Genomic DNA, 20,684 nt, shown 5'->3' with positions numbered 1-20,684 from the left:
GGCTTGCCCGGAAAGGGTGGCTGGAACCCAGGGCTCCAAAACGGCCTAACAATTGTAACAGCCGCTATTCACATGCCTGGCACACCGGGTGTGCATCGCAGCGACACTGAGGTTAGGATGGGACAGGGTTGGGGTTTGTCGTGTGTCGCAAGGGGAAAAACCAGTGAGAACGAAGTTCGCATGGGCCATTGCGTTGGCCCTGCTCGGGAGCGTGTGGTCGTTGGCGCAAGCGCAGAGCCTGCCCAAGCCCAAGGAGTTCTATTTCGACGAAGACCGCGGCACCACCAAAGCCGTGGTCGCCGTGCAGGGGCAGGGCGATGCGGTGGTCGACCGCCTGGCCGCGATGGTGCAGCGTGACGCACGTGCCGCCGAGCCGCGCGCGCAACTGGCCTCGCTGGCCTATGCCGGTGGGCGCACCCAGTTAGGCGACGAGCTTTACCAGGGGGCGTTGGGCCTGGTTTCCAGTGGTAGCCAGCAATATCGTGCTATCACCTGGAACTATGGCTGGGATCTGTTGCGTGCCGACAAGGCCGACAAGGCCTTGCAGCTGTGGGCCAACCTGGCCAACGGCCGTCCGGCCGCGCCGCAATGGCTGCCCACGACCGCAGCGCTGGCGCTGTGGCGTGCCGGGCGCAAGCAGGAAGCGGTCGAGTGGTATGCCGCCGCCGTGCGCACCTGGCCTGAACGCTGGAGCAGCACCGCCAACTACGCCAGCCTGCTGCCGGACTGGCGCGAAGCAGAGCGTGCCAGCCTGGCCGAGGTTTTCGCTGCGTGGCAGGCGAACCCGCCGGCGTTTCCGTAAGTCTTGGCATCGCGCTGCAGTTAACCGCCGCAGCGCGATGCCCTGCATTAGCCGAATCTGCGCAATAGGCAGGCTTTTTCATCCAGCCAACGACCAACGCCTTGACGAGGCGAGGGCTCCGCATATTCGACGTACTTTTTTTGGGCGACCGAGCGAAACCGCCAGGATTTGAAACGTAGACCCGGTGACATGAGTCGAAGGTGGAGAGATCAGTTGCAGAGCGGCTGATCTGTGGCTTGGCTGCAGGGCCCTTGCCCGCTCACCATCGCGGGACACGCCGCAAGTACGTCCGTGTAGGCTCTTACGCGGCATCCATGCCGCGTAAGGTCCCGCGACGGTGAGCGGGCAAGGACCAGTCGAGAGTGTCGGTGTGCATGGTTTTAAAATAGCCACCGACTAACTCTCTGGTGCGGTGTCTTCGCCGATTGCGGGATCGTGTGGCGGCATGGATGCCGCCACCGAGCCCCCAGGGACGGGTTTACTGCTTGTCCCGCGAGCGGCGAGGACACCGCGTACTCGACACACTGGTTTCGGATAGGCAAACGATGGAAGTCTCGCTGCTTCGGGTTAGCGCGATGCCAAGCCAGCCCTCCGCCGATGCCTGTGCTGCGCGCTATGCGATCCTGTGCATCGCTTTCCAACGGACACGATCACGCCATGGCGGTGGATGCATTTGCGTTGATTCTGGCGATGTTGGGGCTGGGTCTGCTGTTCGCCCGCTTGCGGGTGCTGCCGGACAACAGCGCCGACGTGCTCAATCGCATCGTGTTGTATATCTGCCTGCCGGCCTCGGTGCTGACCTATGTGCCGCGCCTGCATCTGGATGCTTCGCTGGGTGGGGTGATCGCCACGCCGTGGGTGTTGACCGCGATCATCGTGCCGCTGCTGTGGGGCTGTAGCCGCCTGTTTCGGTTCAAGCGCGAGGAATACGCTGCGCTGCTGATGTGCGTGGTGTTCACCAACTCCAGCTTCATCGGCTTTCCGATGGTGCGCGCGTTGATCGGCGATCACGCGCTGCCGTATGCGGTGGTCTACGACCAGTTCGGCACTTTCGTGCTGCTGTCCACGTTTGGGTTGTATGTGCTGGCGCGCTATAGCGGCGACACCCCGCCTACCGCGCGGATGATCCTGCTGCGGGTGCTGCGGTTTCCGCCGCTGTGGGCGCTGCTGTTCGCACTGACGTTGATGCCGGAGCAGCCGCCGACCTGGATCGGTTCGGGATTGAAGAGCCTGGCCGATGCGATGCTGCCGCTGGTGATGCTGGCGGTCGGCTTTTCGCTGCAGTTGCGCTTGCCTGCGGACGAGTTAAAACCGCTGGCAGTGGGGCTGGTCTTCAAACTTGCGTTGATGCCGGTCCTGGCGCTGCCATTGTCCTGGGCGCTCGGCTTGCATGGCGCGATGTTGCAGACCAACGTCCTCGAATCGGCCATGCCCACCATGATCACTGCCGCCGCATTGGCCATCTCGCATCGGCTGGCACCGCGCCTGGCCGCAGCGATGGTTGGCTACAGCATCCTGCTGTCGCTACTGACCTTGCCTGCCTGGGCCTGGTTGCTGGCACGTCTGGTGGCGTGATGCCAGGCGCGAACTTGCGCTGCCACTTCGGTACTGCCGCATCGCAGGTTCAACGCGCACCCGCGTTAGCCTCGCAGCCAATGCTGCACTGCGATGACAATGCGCTGCATGCAGAGCCGCCAATTGACACCACAGCGCGCGAGGTCATGACGCAGGCGCGCAGGTCGCGCAGAAGCTGCTGCGCACGCGCGCTGCACAGGGATTTTCCGAGCATGGATCACGGCTGTTGGAAGATCGCCCGGCTGGCAGTCGAGCGGTTTAACGTCTTTCGACTACTTCCTCACCGTGCCGCGGTGTACGCTGCCGGCTTGCTCCCGGAAGCGAGGCGTGCATGAAGACAGTCCTGGTGGCCGGCTCCAAAGGCGGCGTAGGCAAGACCACGATCGCCACCAATCTGGCCGCACATGCGGCCTTGCAGGGCCAGCGCACCGTGCTGGCAGATGCCGATCCGCAGGGCTCGTCCACGCGCTGGGCGCAGCGTCGCGCCAGTCTGGAAAGTGCGGTGCTGCCGATCGACGCCACCCGCCGTCGCAACTGGCAGGCCGCAGTGCCCGATGGCACCGATCAGCTGATCATCGATGCCCCGGCCGGGGCAATGGCCGACGACCTGAGCGGATTTCTGGACCACGTCGATGCCATCGTGGTGCCGGTGCTGTCCTCTGCACTGGATATCGAAGCGGTGGTGGGCTTCCTCAACACGCTGGCCAAGGTGCCGCGCGTGCACCAGCGCAAATTGCCGGTGGGCCTGGTGCTCAATCGCGCCCGTCCGTGGACCCAGACCTCGCAACAGGCTGCCGAGATGATCGGCACCTGGCCGTATCCGCTGGTGACCCAGCTGCGCGACACCCAGGCCTACGTGGTCATGGCCGGGCTGGGGCGCAGCTTGTTCGATTACCGCTCGGCGCAGGTGCGCGACCATCAACAGGACTGGGAGCCGCTGTTCAAGTGGCTCAAGAAGGCCTAAACCGGATAGTTTCTATGCGCGAATTGATCTTGTTGCGACACGCCCACGCCGAGCCGGCCGATACCGGCCAGGCCGATCTGGACCGCCCGCTGTCCCCGCACGGCATTGCCGAGGCGGAATCGGCCGGCCGCTGGCTGCGCGAGCAGCGGCTGGTGCCCGACCGCGTGTTGTGCTCGCCGGCCCGGCGCGCCCGCGAGACGCTGGAGGCGGTACTGGAGCTCACCGGCTATATCGAACAACGCCTGGACGAGCGCATCTACGAAGCGACGCCCGGCACCCTGGCCAGCCTGGTGGACGAACACCGCGACGCCGAGCGTTTGCTGCTGGTGGGCCACAACCCCGGGCTGGAGCGGTTGGCAGCGCTGATGCACAGCGGCCAGACCGGCGACTACCGTGGCATGCCCACCGCCGCGATCGCTTTGCTGGCGCTGCCGCTGGAGGCCGCCATCGAACCGGGAATCGCCCGCCTGACCGCCTTCTGGTGGCCTTGATCCGTGTCATCGTCGCTGCGCTGGTACGCCTGGCTCGCGCTCTGGGTCGCTCTGCCCTGTATGGCGCAGCAGAAGGTGCATTCCATCGACCCGGTGCAATCGCGCTTCGGGTTCGAGATCAGAACGCGCTTCGGCATGAAGATCGAGGGGTTCTTCCCGCGTTTTCGCGGTGAGCTGGTGGAGTTGCCCGACAAACGCCAACAGGTGCGCTTCCGGCTGGACGCCACCCAGGTGGAAATCCCCGGCAAGGACCGCTACACCGCGTGGATGCGCGGCGAGGATTTCTTCGATGTCGCCCAGTACCCGGTGGTGGAATTCGAGTCGCTTCCCTACACCGAAGCGGTCGTGAAGCAGGGGGGCGACATCACCGGCAACCTGACCATTCGCGGAATCACGCACATCGAGACCTTGCATGTGGCGCCAGCTGAATGCGCGCGGCCGGGCTATGATTGCGACGTGATCAGTCGTGGGACGGTGCTGCGTGGACGTTACGGAATGAATGCGTGGCAGATGGCCTTGGGCGACAGGGTAACGTTCGTTCTGCGTGGGCGGTTGCAGGAGGCGCGGCGCCCGTGAGTTTCCTGTTGAGGGTGCTTGTGCTGGCAACGCTGTTGCTCGGCACCGGATGCGCCGGCCTGTCGCAAATCGAACGCAACCGTGCGGCAGGCGTGGCTTCTGCCGCGCGCAGCACGCTGGTGAGCTGCACCCAAGCCAATCGCTGTGCGCTGTCCTCGCCGCTGCGCGCGCTGGGTGGCGAGGCGATCACCAGCTCCACTGCGGCTGCGCCGCGGCACTACGCCACCATCGTCGATCGTGGCGAAGAGTCGTTGGTCGCGCGGCTGAATCTGATCCGCAGCGCCACCCGCAGCATCGATCTGCAGACCTATATCTTCGACAAGGACGACAGCGCGCGCATGGTGCTGGATGCACTGATCGACGCGGCGCAGCGCGGGGTCAAGGTGCGCATCCTGATCGACCAGCTGTCGGCGATCGCCGATCTGCAGATTCTCGGCGCGCTGTCCAGCACCCATGAAAATCTGCAGCTGCGTATCTACAACCCCACTTTCGGCAAGGTCAAACTCAACTACTTCGACTATGCCGGCAGCGTGGTGTGCTGTTTCCGTCGCTTCAACCAGCGCATGCACAACAAGTTGCTGGTGGTGGATGATGTGCTCGGCGTGGTCGGCGGCCGCAACTACCAGGACGACTATTTCGACTGGGACAGCGAATACAACTTCCGCGACCGCGACGTGATTCTGGCCGGCCCGGAAGTGCGTGCGATGGCAGCCAATTTCGACGCGTTCTGGCGCGCGCAGCGCAGCGTGCCCGCCGAACGCCTGAACGATGTCGGCCGCCTGCTGCTGGAACAGGGCGCGCCGAAAATGCCGCCGGCCGACATCCGCCGACCGGAGCGGGTGGCACGCGTCGACCGTGAGGCGCGCGATGCGCAATTCATCCGCGATGCGTTCGTGACCCCGGCCATGCCCGTACAGCGCGTGCTGTATGTGGCCGACCTGCCGCAAAAACACCGCAAGGAACATGCCGCCAAGGCGGTGTCCACCGCGCCGGAGCTGGACAGCCTGATCGCCGGTGCGCAGCAGGAAGTGCTGCTGCAGACGCCGTATCTGGTGTTGTCCGATGAGGCACAGGCGATCTTCCGCACACTGCGCACGCGCCCGCAGCCGCCACGCATCGTGGTCTCGAGCAATAGCCTGGCGGCCACCGACAACCCGATCGTGTATGCGCTGTCGTACAAGTTCAAACGCCGCAACCTGCGCGAGCTGGGCTTCAACATCTACGAATTCAAGCCATTTCCGCTGAATGCACCGGTGGACTACGCCAATCTGGTGCCCGACCCGCTCAATCCGCAGGCCGCCGAGCCGGTCGAGGGCGACAGCAGCATCAATCGCGTGATCAGCGGCAGTGCGGCCGGCAACGCGGTGCGTGGCAGCGGTGGCAGCAATAGCAACAGTGGCGGCGGAACACCGGGGAGTGCCATTCGCGGCAGCGGTGGTGGCGCGGGACGTGCGCCCGGCGGCAGCGAGGTCGACCGGCGTGTGCTGCGTACCGAAACGCGGCCCTCGTTCCTGGGCACACGTGCGGTCAACAAGCCGCTGCCGGTTACCCGCGCCGGCGCGCGCATGGGCCTGCATGCCAAGTCGTTGGTGGTGGACCGGCGCATCGGCGTGATCGGCACGCACAACTTCGACCCGCGCAGCGAGAACTACAACACCGAAGCGGCGGTGGTGATCGACGATGCGCGCTTTGCGCAGGCGCTGGCCGCCAGCATCGAGCGCGACATCGCCCCGGAAAATGCCTGGACCGTGGCCTCGCGCGAAAAGCCGCCGGTGCTGAGCGGACTGAACTACAGCGTGGGCAAGGTGTCCGAATCGTTGCCGGTGCTGGATTTCTGGCCCTGGCGCTATGCCACCAATTACGAATTCCAGCCTGGCCCCGGCTGCCCGTTTCCACTCAAGCGCCAGGACCCGCAGTTCCGGCAGTGCTACGTGGCGGTGGGCGACTTCCCCGAGGTCAACGTCGGCCCGAAGTGGTTGCTGGTGCGGATGCTGACCGCCTTCGGTGCCGGGCTGGTGCCGATTCTGTGATCGCATAGGCGCGCCGCTCACTGGCCGCTATCGTGACGATATGTCTCTGGCGCGGAGACGGAACTGCGCCTGGATCAATCAGGGCAGTCAGCGACAGTTGAACCAGATCCTCCGGGCGCAGATGCTGTTGCGATTCCCGATTCCCGATTCCCGATTCCCGATTCCCGATTCCCGATTCCCGATTCCCAATCCCCAATCCCCAATCCCCAATCCCCAATCCCCAATCCCCAATCCCCAGCCTATGACCTTCCGCGACCCCGTCGATCTTGCTGCCCTCAATGCCTCCAGCCGCGACACCTTGATCGAACATCTGGGCATCGTGTTCACCGACGCCGGCGACGATTGGCTGCGCGCCACCATGCCGGTGGATTCGCGCACCAAGCAGCCGTACGGCTTGCTGCACGGCGGTGCGTCGGTGGTGCTGGCCGAAACCCTGGGCAGTAGCGCCGGCAATCTGTGCGTGGATATGACCACCCAGATGTGCGTGGGGTTGGAGATCAACGCCAACCATCTGCGTGCGGCGTATCAGGACGTGGTCACTGGCACCGCGCGCGCCGTGCATATCGGGCGCAGCACGCAGGTGTGGGATATCACCATCGAAAACCCGGCCGGCAAGCGCGTGTGCGTTTCACGGCTCACCTTGGCCGTGGTCCCGCGCAGCAATGGCTGAGCCCGCCGTGCAAGCACATGGGTGGAACAGCGCCACCCGCTGCCGGCACTGCGCGCGTGCCAAGCTGCTGTCACAATAGTCGCGCTTCCTTCCCCTGGTACCGGTCCCGTTCCTGCAATGAGCGAGTCATCCCTGGACGCCACGCGCGATGCTGGCGGCGTGCTGCGTTGGTTCCGGTACCTGTATCGGGTACCGCTACTGCTGGTGCACCTGAGCATCTGTCTGCCGATCACCATGCTATGCGTGGTGGCGCCGCCGCTGGCGCGCATCCGTACCGGCCACGACGACACCCTGGACGAGTGGATGATCCGCTGGTGGCAGGGCAATCTGATGCGCATCTTCGGATTTCGTTTGCGTCATTTCGGCACTCCGCTGCCGGGCGCTGCGTTGTTCGTTGCCAATCACGTCAGCTGGATCGACATCTCGATGCTGCATAGCCAACGCGTGATGGGCTTTGTGGCCAAGCGCGAGATCGCCGGCTGGCCGCTGGTGGGCTGGCTGGCGGCCAAGGGCCAGACCATCTTCCATCAGCGCGGCAATACCGAATCGCTGGGCGGCGTGCTGCAGGAAATGCTGGCGCGGCTGCAAAGCGGCAAGCCGGTGGGCGTGTTTCCGGAAGGGCGCACCCGCGGCGGCACCGAGGTCGGCCCGTTCCATGCGCGCATCTTCCAGGCCGCGGTCGAGGCCGGCGTGCCGGTGCAACCGGTGGCGTTGCGTTACGGCGAGCGCGGCAATGCGCAGGCGGTTGTGGCGTTCGGCGAGCGCGAGAGCTTCTTCGACAACATCGTGCGTCTGCTCGGCGAGCCGGCGCGGCTGGCCGAAGTGCATTTTCTCGAGCCGATCCGCGCGCTGGATATCGACGGACGTCGCCGCCTGGCCGACACCTCGCGTCAACGCATCATTGCGGCCATGGAGTCCTAGCCCGCGATGCGTATGCTCATCACTCCTGCGGCCGACGCGACAGTGCCTGGCCCGATGAGCGCATGAACGTCTCCGACTACTCGCCGCCCCGCTGGTTGCGCAATCCGCATGTGCAGTCACTGCTGGGCAGCAGTGCGTTGCGCCGGATCCGCAGCCGCCAGTTGCTGGCCGCCAGCGGCGCGGTGACCAGCGAACATATTCTCGACGGCGGCGACGGCGTACGCCTGCAGGGCTGGATGAGCATCCCGCCCGGCGATGCACCGGTGCGCGCCACCGTGCTGCTGCTGCACGGCTGGGAAGGCAGCGCCGATTCCAATTACATGCGGCTCACCGCTGCGCGCCTGCTGGGCCTGGGCTATCAGGTGTTCCGGCTGAATTTCCGCGACCACGGCGGCACCCATCACCTCAATGTGGATCTGTTTCACTCCGATCGCATCGATGAAGTGGTCAACGCTGCAGGCGATCTGTGGCGGCGCTTTCCCGCGCCGCAGTTATTGGTGGCCGGTTACTCGCTGGGCGGCAATTTTGCACTGCGGCTCGCCTTGCGCGCGCCGGCGGCCGGTCTGCCGGTGGCGCGGGTCGCAGCGGTGTGTCCGCTGTTGGATCCGGCCGCCACCATGCTGCAGCTGGAAAAAGGCCCGCAGTTCTACGATTGGTATTTCCGCCGGCGCTGGCGCGAATCGCTGCTGCGCAAACGCAAGCTGTTCCCCGATCAGCATGGCTACGACGATGCCACCCTGGCGCTGGACATGCGCGGCCTGATGGCCTGGTTAGCCGAGCAGCACACCGGGCACGGCTCGCTGCAGGCGTATTTCGACAGTTATTCGATTGCCGGCGAACGCCTGGCCGGCTTGCAGGTGCCGGTCCACATCCTGATGGCCGAAGACGACCCGGTGATTCCGTTCGCCGATTTCGCCGGCTGGCATCTGCCCGCGCACGCACAGCTGGAAATCGCGCGCTGGGGCGGCCACTGCGGCTTTCTGGAAAATGCCCGTGGCGATGGTTTTGCCGAACGTTGGGTGGCCGAGCGGCTGACCGCGCAGGCCTGAGAGCGGCGACACCCGTCGCGCGAAGTCGCCAGGTGTGCGCGGATGGCGCGCTCCGAACTGCAGTGTACGAGTGGTGCCTGCCAACGAGCATCGGCCGCGCGCCTGGCGGCTGCGCAGCAGTGTTGATAGCCACTCCGAGTCGGCGTCCCACCGCGCATCGTTACAATAGGCGTTTGTCCTGGACACGCCGCCGCCATGCAAGACGCCATTCTTCAAGCCCTGCGCCGCAATGCGGCCGACGATGCGGTGGCGCTGGCCCGCGAGTGGGTCATCAGCGCGCCGGATAATGCCGCCACGCATCGCTGGCTCGGCCTGGCCTTGCAGCAGCAGGGTCAGCCAGCGCTGGCGCTGGCCAGTATCGAAACCGCGCTGACGCTGACGCCGGAAGATGCCGACCTGCATTTGCTGCGTGCCGGCTTGCTACTGGCCACGCGCGATCTGTCTGCGGCCGATGCCGCGTTGTCGCGCACCACCGCACTCGACCCGAACCAGTTCAACGCCTACTTGATGCAGGCGCATCTGGCGGTGGCGCGCGGCGATCTGGATGATGCGCAGCGGCTGAGCCGCACCGCGGCGCGGCTGGCGCCGGAGCATCCGCAGCTGCTGGCCGTCGATGGCGTGGTGGAGCTGCGCCGTGGTCAGAGCGACCACGCGCTGTCGCTGCTGACCCGCGCCGCCGAGCAGTTGCCGGACGATCCGCGTGTGCTGTTCGCGCTGGGCTTTGCGTATCTGCAGAAAGAACACTTCGCGTTCGCCGAGCGCGCCTTCGAGCGCGTGGTCGAGCTCAATCCGCCGGGCACCGCGCTGCGCGCCTTCATCGCCCAGCTCGCCCAGCGCCAGGGTCGCCTGGACGATGCGCTGGCCGCGATGCAGGGTGTGTTCGCCCAGCCCGGTGGCGACATCCCGGCGATGCGTCGGCTCGCGGGCGAAATGGAATTGCAGGCCGGTCGCCCCGACCAGGCCGTGGCGCACTTGCGCCTGGCGCTTGCGCACTGGCCGGCCGACCGGCGCACGCTGCACGCGCTACTGACTGCCTGGGAGCGATTGGGCGCGGTCGACGACGCACGCGACACTCTGGACGCGGCGTTGGCCACCTCGGTCAGTGCGCATGATCTATGGCTGGCACGGCTGGCGGTGGAGCCGGTCGGCGGGCCGCAGGCGCAGGCGGTGATCGAGCGCTGGCTGCTGGGCATGCCCGAGCATCTGCCGGCGCTGGAAGCGCTGATGCGCGTGCACGACATGCAAGGCCATGCCGAAGAGGCCGAAATGGTGGCGCGGCAGATCGTGGCGGTGGAGCCGGGCCGCATCAGCGGCGAGCAGCGCATCGTCGAAGCCTTGCTGGAGCGCGACCCGCCGGCAGCGATCGCCTGCGTCCAATCCTTGATCGACTCGCTGCCGGAGAACCAGCAGACCGTGCTGCGACCGTGGCTGGGCAATGTGCAGGACCGCGCCGGCCAGCCCGATGCGGCGCTGGCCACCTGGATGCAGTTCCAGCGCGAGCAGGCCCAGCACCGTCTGCCGTTGCCGCCGCAGGCCGCGAAGCAGCCGATGCAGTGGCCGGCGTTGGGTACGATTCCCGACGCGGTGACCGCGCGCCCGCTGTTCGTCTGGGGCGTGCCCGGCTCGCATGTCGAACGCTTGATCGCAGTGATGGGCGCGGCCACCCCGCTGGTGCGCGACGACCGCTACGGCACCACCCCGCCGTCCGACGCGCTGCAGAGCTATCGCAGCGTCGAACAGCTGGCCTCCGGCGAACTGGCGCCGCTGGCGCTGGTGGAAGGCTGGAAGGCGCAGCTGCCGCGGCGCGGTATCGACGACGGCAACGTCATCGACTGGCTGCTGTGGTGGGACAACACCTTGCTCACTGCACTGCGCCCGCACCTGCCCGAAGGCCGGCTGGCAATCGCATTGCGCGACCCGCGCGACATGCTGCTGGACTGGTTGTCGGCCGGTGCGCCTGCGCCGTTGGCCGTGCAATCGCCGCAGCAGGCCACCGACTGGTTGCTGGCGGCGCTGGAGCAGCTCGCCGTGCTGCACGAACGCGATCTGTATCCGCACCGGATCATCCGTCTGGACGGCATCGAGAGCGACCCCCAGGGCATTTCCACCGCACTGGAACAGGCCTTCGGGCTGAGCTTCCCGCTGATCGAGCCGCGCGGACCCGCACGTCTGGCCTCGGGCCGCTGGCGCAACTACCGCAACGTGCTGGGCGCGCAATTCGATCTGCTCACGTTGATCGCAGTGCGCTTCGGTTATCCGCAAGACTGAGCGGCGACCGAAATGGCTGCGCTCACTGTCGGGTGGGCGCGGCATTGTTCGCTGGCGTGATGAACCGGCAGCGATACACCCAACCGAGCGCATCAGAGGGTTCCATTGCGATGGCTTCCACTGCTGCGCAGACCCAGGCACCCTGATCAGCATCATCCCTCACGGAGACCCTGCATGCGCCTGACCAGCAACAGCATCGAAAACGGCAAGCCCATCGCGGTGGAGTTTGCGGCCGGCACGCCGGAGGGCTTTGCGCCCAACCGCAACCCGCATCTGGCCTGGAGCGAGGTACCCGAAGGCACGCGTTCGTTCGCACTGCTGTGCCTGGATCCGGATGTACCGACCGTGCCGGAAACCGTAGGCCGCGACGATGTGCAGATTCCGGTCGACCAGCCACGCACCGATTTTGTGCATTGGGCCATGGCCGATATCCCCGCTGAAGTGCACGAGATCGCCGCAGCCAGTTGCAGCGACGGCTTTGTGCCCAAGGGCAAGTCGCAGCCGGCCGGCCCGGCCGGTGCGCGTCAGGGTCTGAATTCGTACACCGAATGGTTTGCCGGCAATGCCGACATGGCCGGCAACTACCTGGGCTACGACGGCCCGTACCCGCCGTTCAACGACCTGCGCATGCACCGCTATTTCTTCCGCGTGTTCGCCCTGGACGTGGCGCAGCTCAGCCTGCCCGAGACCTTCACCGCGGCCGATGTGCTGTCGGCGATCCAGGGCCATGTGCTGGCCGAGGCGGCGTTGCATGGCACCTACACGTTGAATCCGTCGCTGCGCTAAGAGCGCCTAACAACGGCTGTGCCGCCGCCATGCGGGCGCCGTCGCTGCGGGCCGAGTTGCCGGGTGACACGTTGCCCGGCGGCTCGGTCGCGGCATCTATCAATCGATGACTTCACTCCTGCATGCCGTCCGCGTCCGACCTGACGACCGCTCGCTATCTGTTGGTAGTTGCTGTCAGTAGCCTGCATCTGCACGTCGCATCTGCGCGCGTTGATCGCATCGGCGATCACGCTGATTACGCCACGCAGTCAAAACTCGACTGCTAACCGCTGGCTTCGATCATCTGATCGAGCACATACACCGGTACGCCGTCCGCGCCCGCAGCGGCGGGGTAGCGCGTCACCCGCAGCAAGGTGCGGATGCCGGTTTCGTGCTCGAAGCCTTCGATCTTGCCCTCGAAGGTTTGCCAGCGCTGGGTGACGGGCTGTCCCGTTGCATCCTGTTCGCGCAGCTGCAGGCATTGGCGCGACGGGTCGGAGGCGCACGCCACCGTCTCGGCGGCCACTTCGATCAACACCGTCTGGCCGGGGCCGCCATAGCGCGTGTCTGCGGTGGCGACGCTACCGAAGACCAGGCGGGTGCCATCGCTGCGGGTCAGGGTCAGCCGTGGCGCGGTCTGCACGCTGTTCAACGCCACCGCGAAGCGGCCGGACAGCAGCTCGCTGGCGGCGCGTTCCTGCGCCATCCGCCGTGATTCGGCACACAGACGTTTGCTCGACACCACCCGGCCGATCTGCAACTGCGCCGCGGCCACGCTGTAATTGGCGCCCAGCGCATTGCAGGTCTGGCTGACCTGGATGCGTTCATCGCTGAAATCCAGTTGCAGTGGCGCAGTGCCCTCGACGAACAGGCTGCGCAATGCGGTGCCGTGCGCATCGCTGGCCTGCTGCAACTGCCAGTGCTGTGCGCGCAGGGCGGCCCGCAGCGGGGCATTGTCGGCGGCCGGTGCGGCTACCGCATCGGATTGCGCGGCAGCGCTGAGGGAGGAGCCGGGTGCGTCCGGCGAAGCGCCCGACCCGCAGGCCGTCACGCCCGCCGCCAGCAGTGCAGGGGCGAAGAACACGGCACGCATGGGCGGCTCCCGGTGATCAATGCCTCAGTGATACCGCCACCGCGCGGCCAGGGCAATGACGGGCGTCACTGCCTGGGAGCGTGCCACGCATGTCGCGCTCGCTTGAACAGGCATGCCGCGCGGCGACAGTTGAGGCGTCAGGCCGCAGCCGGCAGCCACAACAGCAAGGCCGCGCCAAGCACGATGCGATAAACCGCAAACACCGTGAAGCGATGCTTCTTGATGTAACCCAGCAGCCACTTCACCACCACAAAACCGGTGATGGTCGCCGCCACGAAGGCCACCGCCACATCGGCCCAGTTCTCGCTGCCGAAGCCGCCTTCCTTGTACATCTCCAGCAGCGCATAGCCACTGGCCGCGAACATGGTCGGGATGCCCACCATGAACACGAAATCCGCCGCCGCCGAGCGCTTGCTCAGGCCCAGCAGCATGGCCAGGAAGATCGCCGAGGCCGAGCGCGAGGTGCCGGGAAACACGCCGGCAACGACCTGTGCCAGGCCGACTGCGATGGCCACCTTCCAGGTCACCACGTCGCGCTCGGGCAATTTGCCGGCAAAGTGCTCGGCCACCAGCATCCACAGCCCGCCGATCAGCAAGGCCCAGGCCACCGGATGCACGGTTTCCGGCAGCTGCCAGCCGGCCTTGCGCACGATCAGCCCGACTACTGCCGTGACCAGGAAGGCCACGCCGATCTTGAGCACGTAGTCGCGATTGTCGCGTTCGTCCAGGCCGGTGGCCAGGGTCCACAGCTTCTGCCGCAGCGCCAGGCAGATCGCCAGGATCGCGCCGGCCTGGATGACGATATTGAAGAAGTCAGAACGGCGTCCGAGCCATTGTTCGGCGATCAGCAGGTGGCCGGTGCTGGAGATCGGCAGGAATTCGGTCAAGCCTTCGAGAATGCCCAACAGCAGGGCGGAAATCAGATCGGACATCGGACTGGGGGAGGGATGGGGGAGGCGTCAGGATAGTGCATTGCGGCATGCACCATATCGGTGCGAATTGCGATCAATTGGCACCATTAAGGTGCTATTGCAGCGTGAGCGACCTCTAGCGATACAAGCAAAATCAACGACTTGTGAAAGTATGACGCTTGGCACGGTCCCTGCTGTAGTACCGCCCACGAGCCACTTAACTTCCCCTGAGGTTTCTTCCGATGTCCGTGGAAAATGTTGAAAAGCTGATCAAGGACAACAAGGTCGAGTTCGTCGATCTGCGCTTCGTCGATATGCGTGGTGTACAGCAGCACATCACCTTTCCGGCCAATATCATCGAGCCGGCGTTGTTCGAAGAAGGCAAGATGTTCGATGGCAGCTCCATCGCGGGTTGGAAGGGCATCAACGAGTCGGACATGGTCCTGCTCCCGGACGCAGGCACCGCTTATCTGGATCCGTTCTTCGCCGATCCGACCATCGTGCTGACCTGCGACATCCTCGATCCGGCCACCATGCAGAGCTATGAGCGCGACCCGCGCGGCATCGCCAAGCGCGCCGAGGCCTATCTGAAATCCTCCGGCACCGCCGACCAGGCGTTCTTTGGCCCGGAGCCGGAATTCTTCATCTTCGATTCGGTGCGCTTCGCCAACGACATGGGCCACACCTTCTTCCAGGTCGGCTCGGAAGAGGCTGCCTGGAACACCGGTGCCAAGTACGACGGCGGTAACAGCGGCTATCGTCCCGGCGTGAAGGGCGGCTACTTCCCGGTTCCGCCGACCGACACCCTGCACGACCTGCGCGCGGAAATGATCAAGACGCTGGAACAGGTCGGCATCGAGACCGAAGTGCACCACCACGAAGTGGCCACTGCCGGCCAGTGCGAGATCGGCACCAAGTTCAGCTCGCTGGTGCAAAAGGCCGACGAACTGCTGACGATGAAGTACATCATCAAGAACGTCGCCTATCGCAACGGCAAGACCGCGACCTTCATGCCCAAGCCCATCGTGGGCGACAACGGGTCGGGCATGCACGTGCACCAGTCGTTGACCAAGGGCGGCGTCAACCTGTTCTCCGGCGACGGCTACGGCGGCCTGTCGCAGATGGCGCTGTGGTACATCGGCGGCATTTTCAAGCACGCCCGTGCGATCAACGCCTTCTCCAACTCCGGCACCAACAGCTACAAGCGTCTGGTCCCGGGTTACGAAGCGCCGGTGATGCTGGCCTATTCGGCCCGCAACCGTTCGGCATCGTGCCGCATTCCGTGGGTCACCAACCCGAAGGCGCGCCGCATCGAGATGCGCTTCCCCGATCCGTTGCAGTCCGGCTACCTGACCTTCACCGCGCTGATGATGGCCGGCCTGGACGGCATCAAGAACCAGATCGACCCGGGCGCGCCCAGCGACAAGGATCTGTACGACCTGCCGCCGGAAGAAGAGAAGCTGATCCCGCAGGTCTGCTCCAGCCTGGACCAGGCGCTGGAAGCGCTGGACAAGGACCGCGAGTTCCTCAAGGCCGGCGGCGTGATGAGCGACGACTTCATCGACGGCTACATCGCGCTGAAGATGCAGGAAGTCACCAAGTTCCGTGCTGCGACCCACCCGTTGGAGTACCAGCTGTACTACGGCAACTGAGTTCCACCGCGGTGATGGCGGAGGCCCCCCCTCCCACCTCCGCCATCGCCGCCCATGTTCGATAGGTCCATGGCCCATGCCGTGGACTTGCAGGGGTCTTGATAAGGGTATTGAGAGAGCACTGGATCGCGACGCGCGGGCCTGACCTCTCCCACGAGGCGGATGCACTGGCATCCGCTGGGGTCTGCGTGCTCGCGAACGAGCGGATGCCGGGGTTGGCATCCAGGGGAATGACACCGCCGGGCGGCGCAATGCCGGCCGGTTTTTTCCACCATTCGGGGTATGCGCATGAAATTGATCACCGCCATCATCCGGCCGTTCAAGCTCGACGAGGTCCGTGAGGCCTTGTCCGCAGCGGGCGTGTCGGGCATCACCGTGACCGAGGTCAAGGGTTTCGGACGCCAGAAAGGCCACACCGAGCTGTACCGCGGCGCCGAGTACGTCGTCGACTTCCTGCCCAAGATCAAGATCGAGACGGTGGTGACCGACGACCGGCTGGACGCAGTGGTCGAGGCGATCCAGAACGCCGCCGGTACCGGCAAGATCGGCGACGGCAAGATCTTCGTGACCGCGATCGAGCAAGTCGTGCGCATCCGTACCGGCGAGATCGGCGCCGATGCGCTCTGAATCCCCCACCCCAGGAGTCCTTATGAAGACAGGTCTTTTCGCCGGGTGGAAAGCCCGGTTCTACAGCGTCTGCATGCTGATGCTGTTCAGTGCGCTGGTGGTGGGCGGCATGGGTAGCGCGCATGCGCAATCCACCCCGCAGGTCACCCCGTTGCCGACCGAGCCAGTCACCACCGAACCGCTGCCGTCCGCGCAGCCGGAAGCCGCCCCCGTGGCGGCCGCCGAGGCTGCACCCGTGGTCGAGAAGGGCGATGTCGCCTGGATGCTGACCTCCACGTTGTTGGTATTGCTGATGGTGGTGCCGGGTCTGGCGCTGTTCTACGGCGGCATGGTGCGCGCCAAGAACGTGCTGTCGGTGCTGATCCAGGTCGCTGTGGTGTTTTCGCTGCTGACCATCCTGTGGGTGCTCTACGGCTATAGCCTGGCGTTCTCCGGCGAAGGTCCGTGGATCGGCAATCTGGACAAGGCACTGCTCAAGGGCGTGACCATCGAAACCCTGTCGGCCACCTTCACCAAGGGTGTCAGCCTGCCGGAATACGTGTTCGTGGCGTTCCAGGCGACCTTTGCCGGCATCACCGGCGCGCTGATCGTCGGTGCCTTTGCCGAACGCGCCAAGTTCGCTGCGGTGCTGTTGTTCTCGGTGATCTGGTTCACCTTCGGCTATCTGCCGCTGGCGCACATGGTCTGGGCCACCGGTGGCTATCTGTTCGGGCTGGGCGCGCTGGATTTTGCCGGTGGCACGGTGGTGCACATCAACGCCGGTATCGCCGGGCTGGTGGGCGCCTACTTCGTCGGCAAGCGTGCCGGGTTGGGACGTGAGGCGATCAAGCCGCACAACGTGACCCTGACCTTCGTCGGTGCGTCGCTGCTGTGGGTGGGCTGGTTCGGCTTCAACGCCGGCTCCAACCTGGAAGCCAATGCCGGTGCGGCGCTGGCCTTCCTCAATACCTTGCTGGCCACTGCCGCGGCGGTGCTGGGCTGGTCGTTGACCGAGAAGATCATCAAGGGCAAGTCGTCCGCCCTGGGTGTGGCTTCGGGCATGGTCGCCGGCCTGGTCGGCATCACCCCGGCCTGCGGCACGGTGGGTCCGTTCGGCGCGATCGTCATTGGTCTTGCCGCTGGCGTGCTGTGCGTGTGGGGCGTTACCGGTCTCAAGCGCCTGCTCGGTGCCGACGACAGCCTGGACGTGTTCGGCGTGCATGGCCTGGGCGGCATCATCGGCGCGATCCTGACCGGCGTGTTTTCGGCGGCCTCGCTGGGCGGCCAGAAGGGCGGCGATTACGACATCGTGCATCAGGTCGGCATCCAGGCATTGGGCGTGGGCATCACCCTGGTGTGGATCGGCGTTGTCTCGGTGGTGGGTTTCCTGGTCGCCAAGCTGGTGTTCGGCCTGCGCGTCACCGAAGAAGCCGAACGTGAGGGGTTGGACATCACCTCGCACGGCGAAGCCGCATACGAGTCTTGAGTATGAACACCCGCAGCCATGCCGCTGCGGGTGGCACGACGACCCGGCCGGGACTGCCCGCCGGGTCCGTTTTTCCCCGCGGCGCTGGTTGGCGCGGGTCAACTGCCGAGGTGTCTGCATGACCAGCCCCACGCCTGTCCCTGTCGGCGCGGATGTGCGCTGGATCGGTGTACGCCACCGCTCGTCGGCCCCGAATTCTTTTCTGCACGCTTCGTCTAGCGCGACATCCGCGCACGTCGATGCTGCTTGCACTAAATTGGTGCAATGGTGATTTCTTCTTCGATGCCATCGCTGGACAGCCTGGGCACCCCGGTGGCCTGGGCCGACCGCGAGGGCCGTGTGCTGGGCGTCAATCCAGCCTTCGCGCGCTGGCTTGGCGTCAGCGCACGGCGACTGGTCGATCAACCGCTGGCCGCGCTGGAAGTACAGGGCGATGCGCTCGCCCGCTTCCTGCTCAACGACGAACGCGATGTGCTGCGTCTGCATCGGCTGGCCCTGGGCCTGCCCAACGACGCACCGCGCTTTGCCGAAGGCTGGCTGTCGCGGCTGGACGACGGCGGCTGGCTGCTGGAAACCCACCCGGTCGACGAATTCCCCGCGCTGGATCCCACCCATGCACTGCCTAACGCCCTCAGCGCTGCGCTCAAGGGTCTGGCGCACGAGCTGCGTAATCCGCTGGCCGGGTTGAAGGGCGCCGCACAACTGCTGGCACGCCGTTCGGCCGGGCGCGACGAGGACGAGCGCGAGCTGATCGAATTGATCGGTACCGAGATCGAACGCCTCAATACCTTGCTCGAGCGCCTGCTCTCGCCTACACCGGCGCGCCCGCACGACCGCCTCAATATCCATGTCGTGCTGGAGCGCGTGCTGCGCCTGGCCGAAGCCGAGGGTGGCTGGTCGGTGCAGGTGCAACGCGATTACGACCCCAGCATTCCCGACATCCTTGGCGATGGCGATCGCCTCACCCAGGCGGTGTGGAATCTGGTGCGCAACGCGTTCCAGGCCGGCGCCACCCGGGTGACGTTGCGCACCCGCGTCGAACATGGTCAGCGCATCCGCGACCGCGTGCATGCGATGTCGCTGCGGCTGGAGATTATCGACGACGGCGGCGGTGTGCCCGAAGAGCTGGCCGAGCACCTGTTCCTGCCGCTGGTCAGCGGGCGCGCCGAAGGCAGTGGGCTGGGTCTTGCGTTGGCCCAGCAGGTCTCGCGCGAACACCACGGCACCCTGACCTACCGCTCGCGCGCCGGCCATACCGTTTTCACCCTGCTGCTGCCCGAGCTGGCCGGCGATCACGACAAGGAGCATCTGCATGGCTGAGGCCGCCGCCGCATCCCACCATATCTGGGTGGTCGACGACGACCGTTCGGTCCGCTTCGTGCTGTCCACCGCGTTGCGCGATGCGGGCTACGCCGTGGATGGCTTCGAGAGTGCCGCCGCTGCGCTGCAGGCACTGGCCATGCGGCCCACGCCCGATTTGCTGTTCACCGATGTGCGCATGCCCGGCGAAGACGGCCTGACCCTGCTCGACAAACTCAAGGCCAAGCACCCGCAATTGCCGGTGATCGTGATGTCGGCCTACACCGATGTGGCCAGCACTGCCGGCGCGTTTCGCGGCGGTGCGCACGAGTTCCTCTCCAAGCCGTTCGACCTGGATGACGCGGTGGCCCTGGCCGCACGCGCGCTGCCGGATGCCGATGCCGGCGTCGACGCATTGGTCGGCGTGCCGGTGGCGCAGGGCTCTGCCGCACTGATCGGCGACACCCCGGCGATGCAGGCGTTGTTTCGCGCCATCGGCCGGCTCGCGCAGGCACCGCTATCGGTGCTGATCAACGGCGAAACCGGCACCGGCAAGGAACTGGTCGCACGCGCGCTGCACAATGAATCGCCGCGCGCGCGCAAATCCTTCGTTGCCCTCAACACTGCCGCCATTCCTGCAGAATTGCTGGAAAGCGAATTGTTCGGCCACGAAACCGGCGCTTTCACCGGTGCCACCAAACGGCACATCGGCCGCTTCGAACAAGCCGACGGCGGCACACTGTTTCTGGACGAAATCGGCGACATGCCGCTGCCGCTGCAGACCCGTTTGCTGCGCGTGCTGGCAGAGAACGAATTCTTCCGTGTCGGTGGGCGCGAACTCATCCGTGTCGACGTGCGCGTGATCGCCGCCACCCACCAGGACCTGGAAGCGCTGGTTGAACAAGGCCGCTTCCGTGCCGACTTGCTGCATCGCCTGGACGTGGTGCGTCTGCAATTACCGCCGCTGCGCGAACGCCGCGGCGACATCGCGCAACTGGCCGAAAACTTTCTGGCGATGGCCGGTCGCAAGCTCGACATGCTGCCCAAACGGCTGTCGTCGGCCGCCTTGGAAGGCCTGCGCCACTACGACTGGCCCGGCAACGTGCGCGAACTGGAAAACGTGTGCTGGCGCCTGGCCGCATTGGCCACCGCCGACATCATCGACGTGGTCGATGTGGAAGCCGCACTGGCGCGTGGCGGCCGTCGCCAACGCGCCGGCCGCAGCGATGGGCAATGGGACGAGATGCTCTCCAGCTGGGCCGCGCAGCGCCTAAGCGAAGGCGCCCAGGGCCTGCACGCCGAAGCCCGCGAACGCCTCGACAAGACCCTGCTCGAAGCCGCCCTGCAACTCACCCAGGGCCGCCGCGCCGAGGCCGCCGCACGCCTGGGCCTAGGCCGCAACACCGTCACCCGCAAACTCGGCCCAGGACGCAAACGCCGCTGATCTAGCCTGGTTCTCTGCTAAAGCCTGCTGCGCTGGAAGAAGGAACGGCGCGTAGGCGATACAGGCTTACCGCAATCGTGCA

18 protein-coding genes are annotated in these 20,684 nt (G+C 65.8%); 16 read left to right on the top strand and 2 right to left on the bottom strand.

The annotated features are described in order from the left end of the window. Positions 1 to 163 precede the first annotated feature (163 nt). From AC1KVG_RS06850 to AC1KVG_RS06800, 11 genes are all read left to right on the top strand, one after another. Positions 164 to 802 (top strand): tetratricopeptide repeat protein, encoded by a 639-nt coding sequence (locus AC1KVG_RS06850; protein WP_317060859.1) that lies wholly within the window; start codon positions 164 to 166, stop codon positions 800 to 802. A gap of 657 nt (positions 803 to 1,459) precedes the next feature. Further along, complete coding sequence (locus tag AC1KVG_RS06845; protein ID WP_481093885.1) at positions 1,460 to 2,377, top strand: AEC family transporter; 918 nt, start codon at positions 1,460 to 1,462, stop codon at positions 2,375 to 2,377. Between the two features lie 331 nt (positions 2,378 to 2,708). Continuing rightward, positions 2,709 to 3,341, top strand: coding sequence for a ParA family protein (locus AC1KVG_RS06840; protein WP_006449221.1), 633 nt, complete (start codon positions 2,709 to 2,711; stop codon positions 3,339 to 3,341). Between the two features lie 14 nt (positions 3,342 to 3,355). After that, positions 3,356 to 3,832, top strand: coding sequence for a SixA phosphatase family protein (locus AC1KVG_RS06835; protein WP_023902098.1), 477 nt, complete (start codon positions 3,356 to 3,358; stop codon positions 3,830 to 3,832). 3 nt (positions 3,833 to 3,835) lie between these two features. Continuing rightward, a complete protein-coding gene (locus AC1KVG_RS06830) occupies positions 3,836 to 4,408 on the top strand; it encodes a YceI family protein (RefSeq protein ID WP_023902099.1) in 573 nt (190 codons plus the stop codon). Continuing rightward, positions 4,405 to 6,438, top strand: a complete 2,034-nt coding sequence (locus AC1KVG_RS06825) for a phospholipase D family protein (protein ID WP_481093884.1) — start codon at positions 4,405 to 4,407, stop codon at positions 6,436 to 6,438. Before AC1KVG_RS06830 ends, AC1KVG_RS06825 begins: the two co-directional genes overlap by 4 nt. A gap of 241 nt (positions 6,439 to 6,679) precedes the next feature. Continuing rightward, positions 6,680 to 7,108 carry a hotdog fold thioesterase gene (locus AC1KVG_RS06820; RefSeq protein WP_104549524.1) on the top strand — a complete coding sequence of 143 codons (429 nt, stop codon included), beginning with the start codon at positions 6,680 to 6,682 and terminating at the stop codon, positions 7,106 to 7,108. Positions 7,109 to 7,129: 21 nt separating this feature from the next. Continuing rightward, on the top strand, positions 7,130 to 8,029 hold the full coding sequence (locus AC1KVG_RS06815; protein ID WP_172839254.1) for a lysophospholipid acyltransferase family protein: 900 nt from the start codon (positions 7,130 to 7,132) through the stop codon (positions 8,027 to 8,029). 62 nt (positions 8,030 to 8,091) lie between these two features. Then, positions 8,092 to 9,078, top strand: coding sequence for a YheT family hydrolase (locus AC1KVG_RS06810; protein ID WP_023902104.1), 987 nt, complete (start codon positions 8,092 to 8,094; stop codon positions 9,076 to 9,078). A 195-nt stretch (positions 9,079 to 9,273) separates the two neighbouring features. Further along, positions 9,274 to 11,346: a tetratricopeptide repeat protein gene (locus tag AC1KVG_RS06805; RefSeq protein WP_481093883.1), complete on the top strand. Its 2,073-nt coding sequence runs from the start codon at positions 9,274 to 9,276 to the stop codon at positions 11,344 to 11,346. A 174-nt stretch (positions 11,347 to 11,520) separates the two neighbouring features. Then, positions 11,521 to 12,132, top strand: a complete 612-nt coding sequence (locus AC1KVG_RS06800; protein WP_481093882.1) for a YbhB/YbcL family Raf kinase inhibitor-like protein — start codon at positions 11,521 to 11,523, stop codon at positions 12,130 to 12,132. A gap of 262 nt (positions 12,133 to 12,394) precedes the next feature. On the opposite strand, the gene AC1KVG_RS06795 is transcribed toward AC1KVG_RS06800, so the two are convergent. Beyond that, entirely contained in the window at positions 12,395 to 13,204 is an 810-nt protein-coding gene (locus tag AC1KVG_RS06795; protein WP_481093881.1) for an META domain-containing protein, read from the bottom strand. Positions 13,205 to 13,341: 137 nt separating this feature from the next. Continuing rightward, positions 13,342 to 14,136: an undecaprenyl-diphosphate phosphatase gene (locus tag AC1KVG_RS06790; RefSeq protein WP_481093880.1), complete on the bottom strand. Its 795-nt coding sequence runs from the start codon at positions 14,134 to 14,136 to the stop codon at positions 13,342 to 13,344. 221 nt (positions 14,137 to 14,357) lie between these two features. On the opposite strand from AC1KVG_RS06790, the gene glnA reads away from it, so the two are divergent. The 5 genes from glnA (at position 14,358) to ntrC (ending at position 20,602) form a co-directional block, all read left to right on the top strand. Continuing rightward, positions 14,358 to 15,767: a type I glutamate--ammonia ligase gene (gene glnA / locus AC1KVG_RS06785; RefSeq protein ID WP_006449210.1), complete on the top strand. Its 1,410-nt coding sequence runs from the start codon at positions 14,358 to 14,360 to the stop codon at positions 15,765 to 15,767. Positions 15,768 to 16,055: 288 nt separating this feature from the next. After that, on the top strand, positions 16,056 to 16,394 hold the full coding sequence (locus AC1KVG_RS06780; RefSeq protein ID WP_002808480.1) for a P-II family nitrogen regulator: 339 nt from the start codon (positions 16,056 to 16,058) through the stop codon (positions 16,392 to 16,394). Between the two features lie 22 nt (positions 16,395 to 16,416). Next, positions 16,417 to 17,859, top strand: coding sequence for an ammonium transporter (locus tag AC1KVG_RS06775; RefSeq protein WP_006449209.1), 1,443 nt, complete (start codon positions 16,417 to 16,419; stop codon positions 17,857 to 17,859). A 264-nt stretch (positions 17,860 to 18,123) separates the two neighbouring features. Next, the gene (locus AC1KVG_RS06770; protein WP_006449208.1) at positions 18,124 to 19,179 is read left to right on the top strand and encodes a two-component system sensor histidine kinase NtrB; all 1,056 of its coding nucleotides are present in this window, start codon (positions 18,124 to 18,126) and stop codon (positions 19,177 to 19,179) included. Next, a complete protein-coding gene (gene ntrC, locus AC1KVG_RS06765) occupies positions 19,172 to 20,602 on the top strand; it encodes a nitrogen regulation protein NR(I) (protein WP_481093879.1) in 1,431 nt (476 codons plus the stop codon). Before AC1KVG_RS06770 ends, ntrC begins: the two co-directional genes overlap by 8 nt. Positions 20,603 to 20,684: the final 82 nt, after the last annotated feature.

It is taken from the genome of Xanthomonas sp. NCPPB 3959 (assembly GCF_056675575.1).
This window is presented reverse-complemented; position numbering and strand designations above follow the sequence as displayed.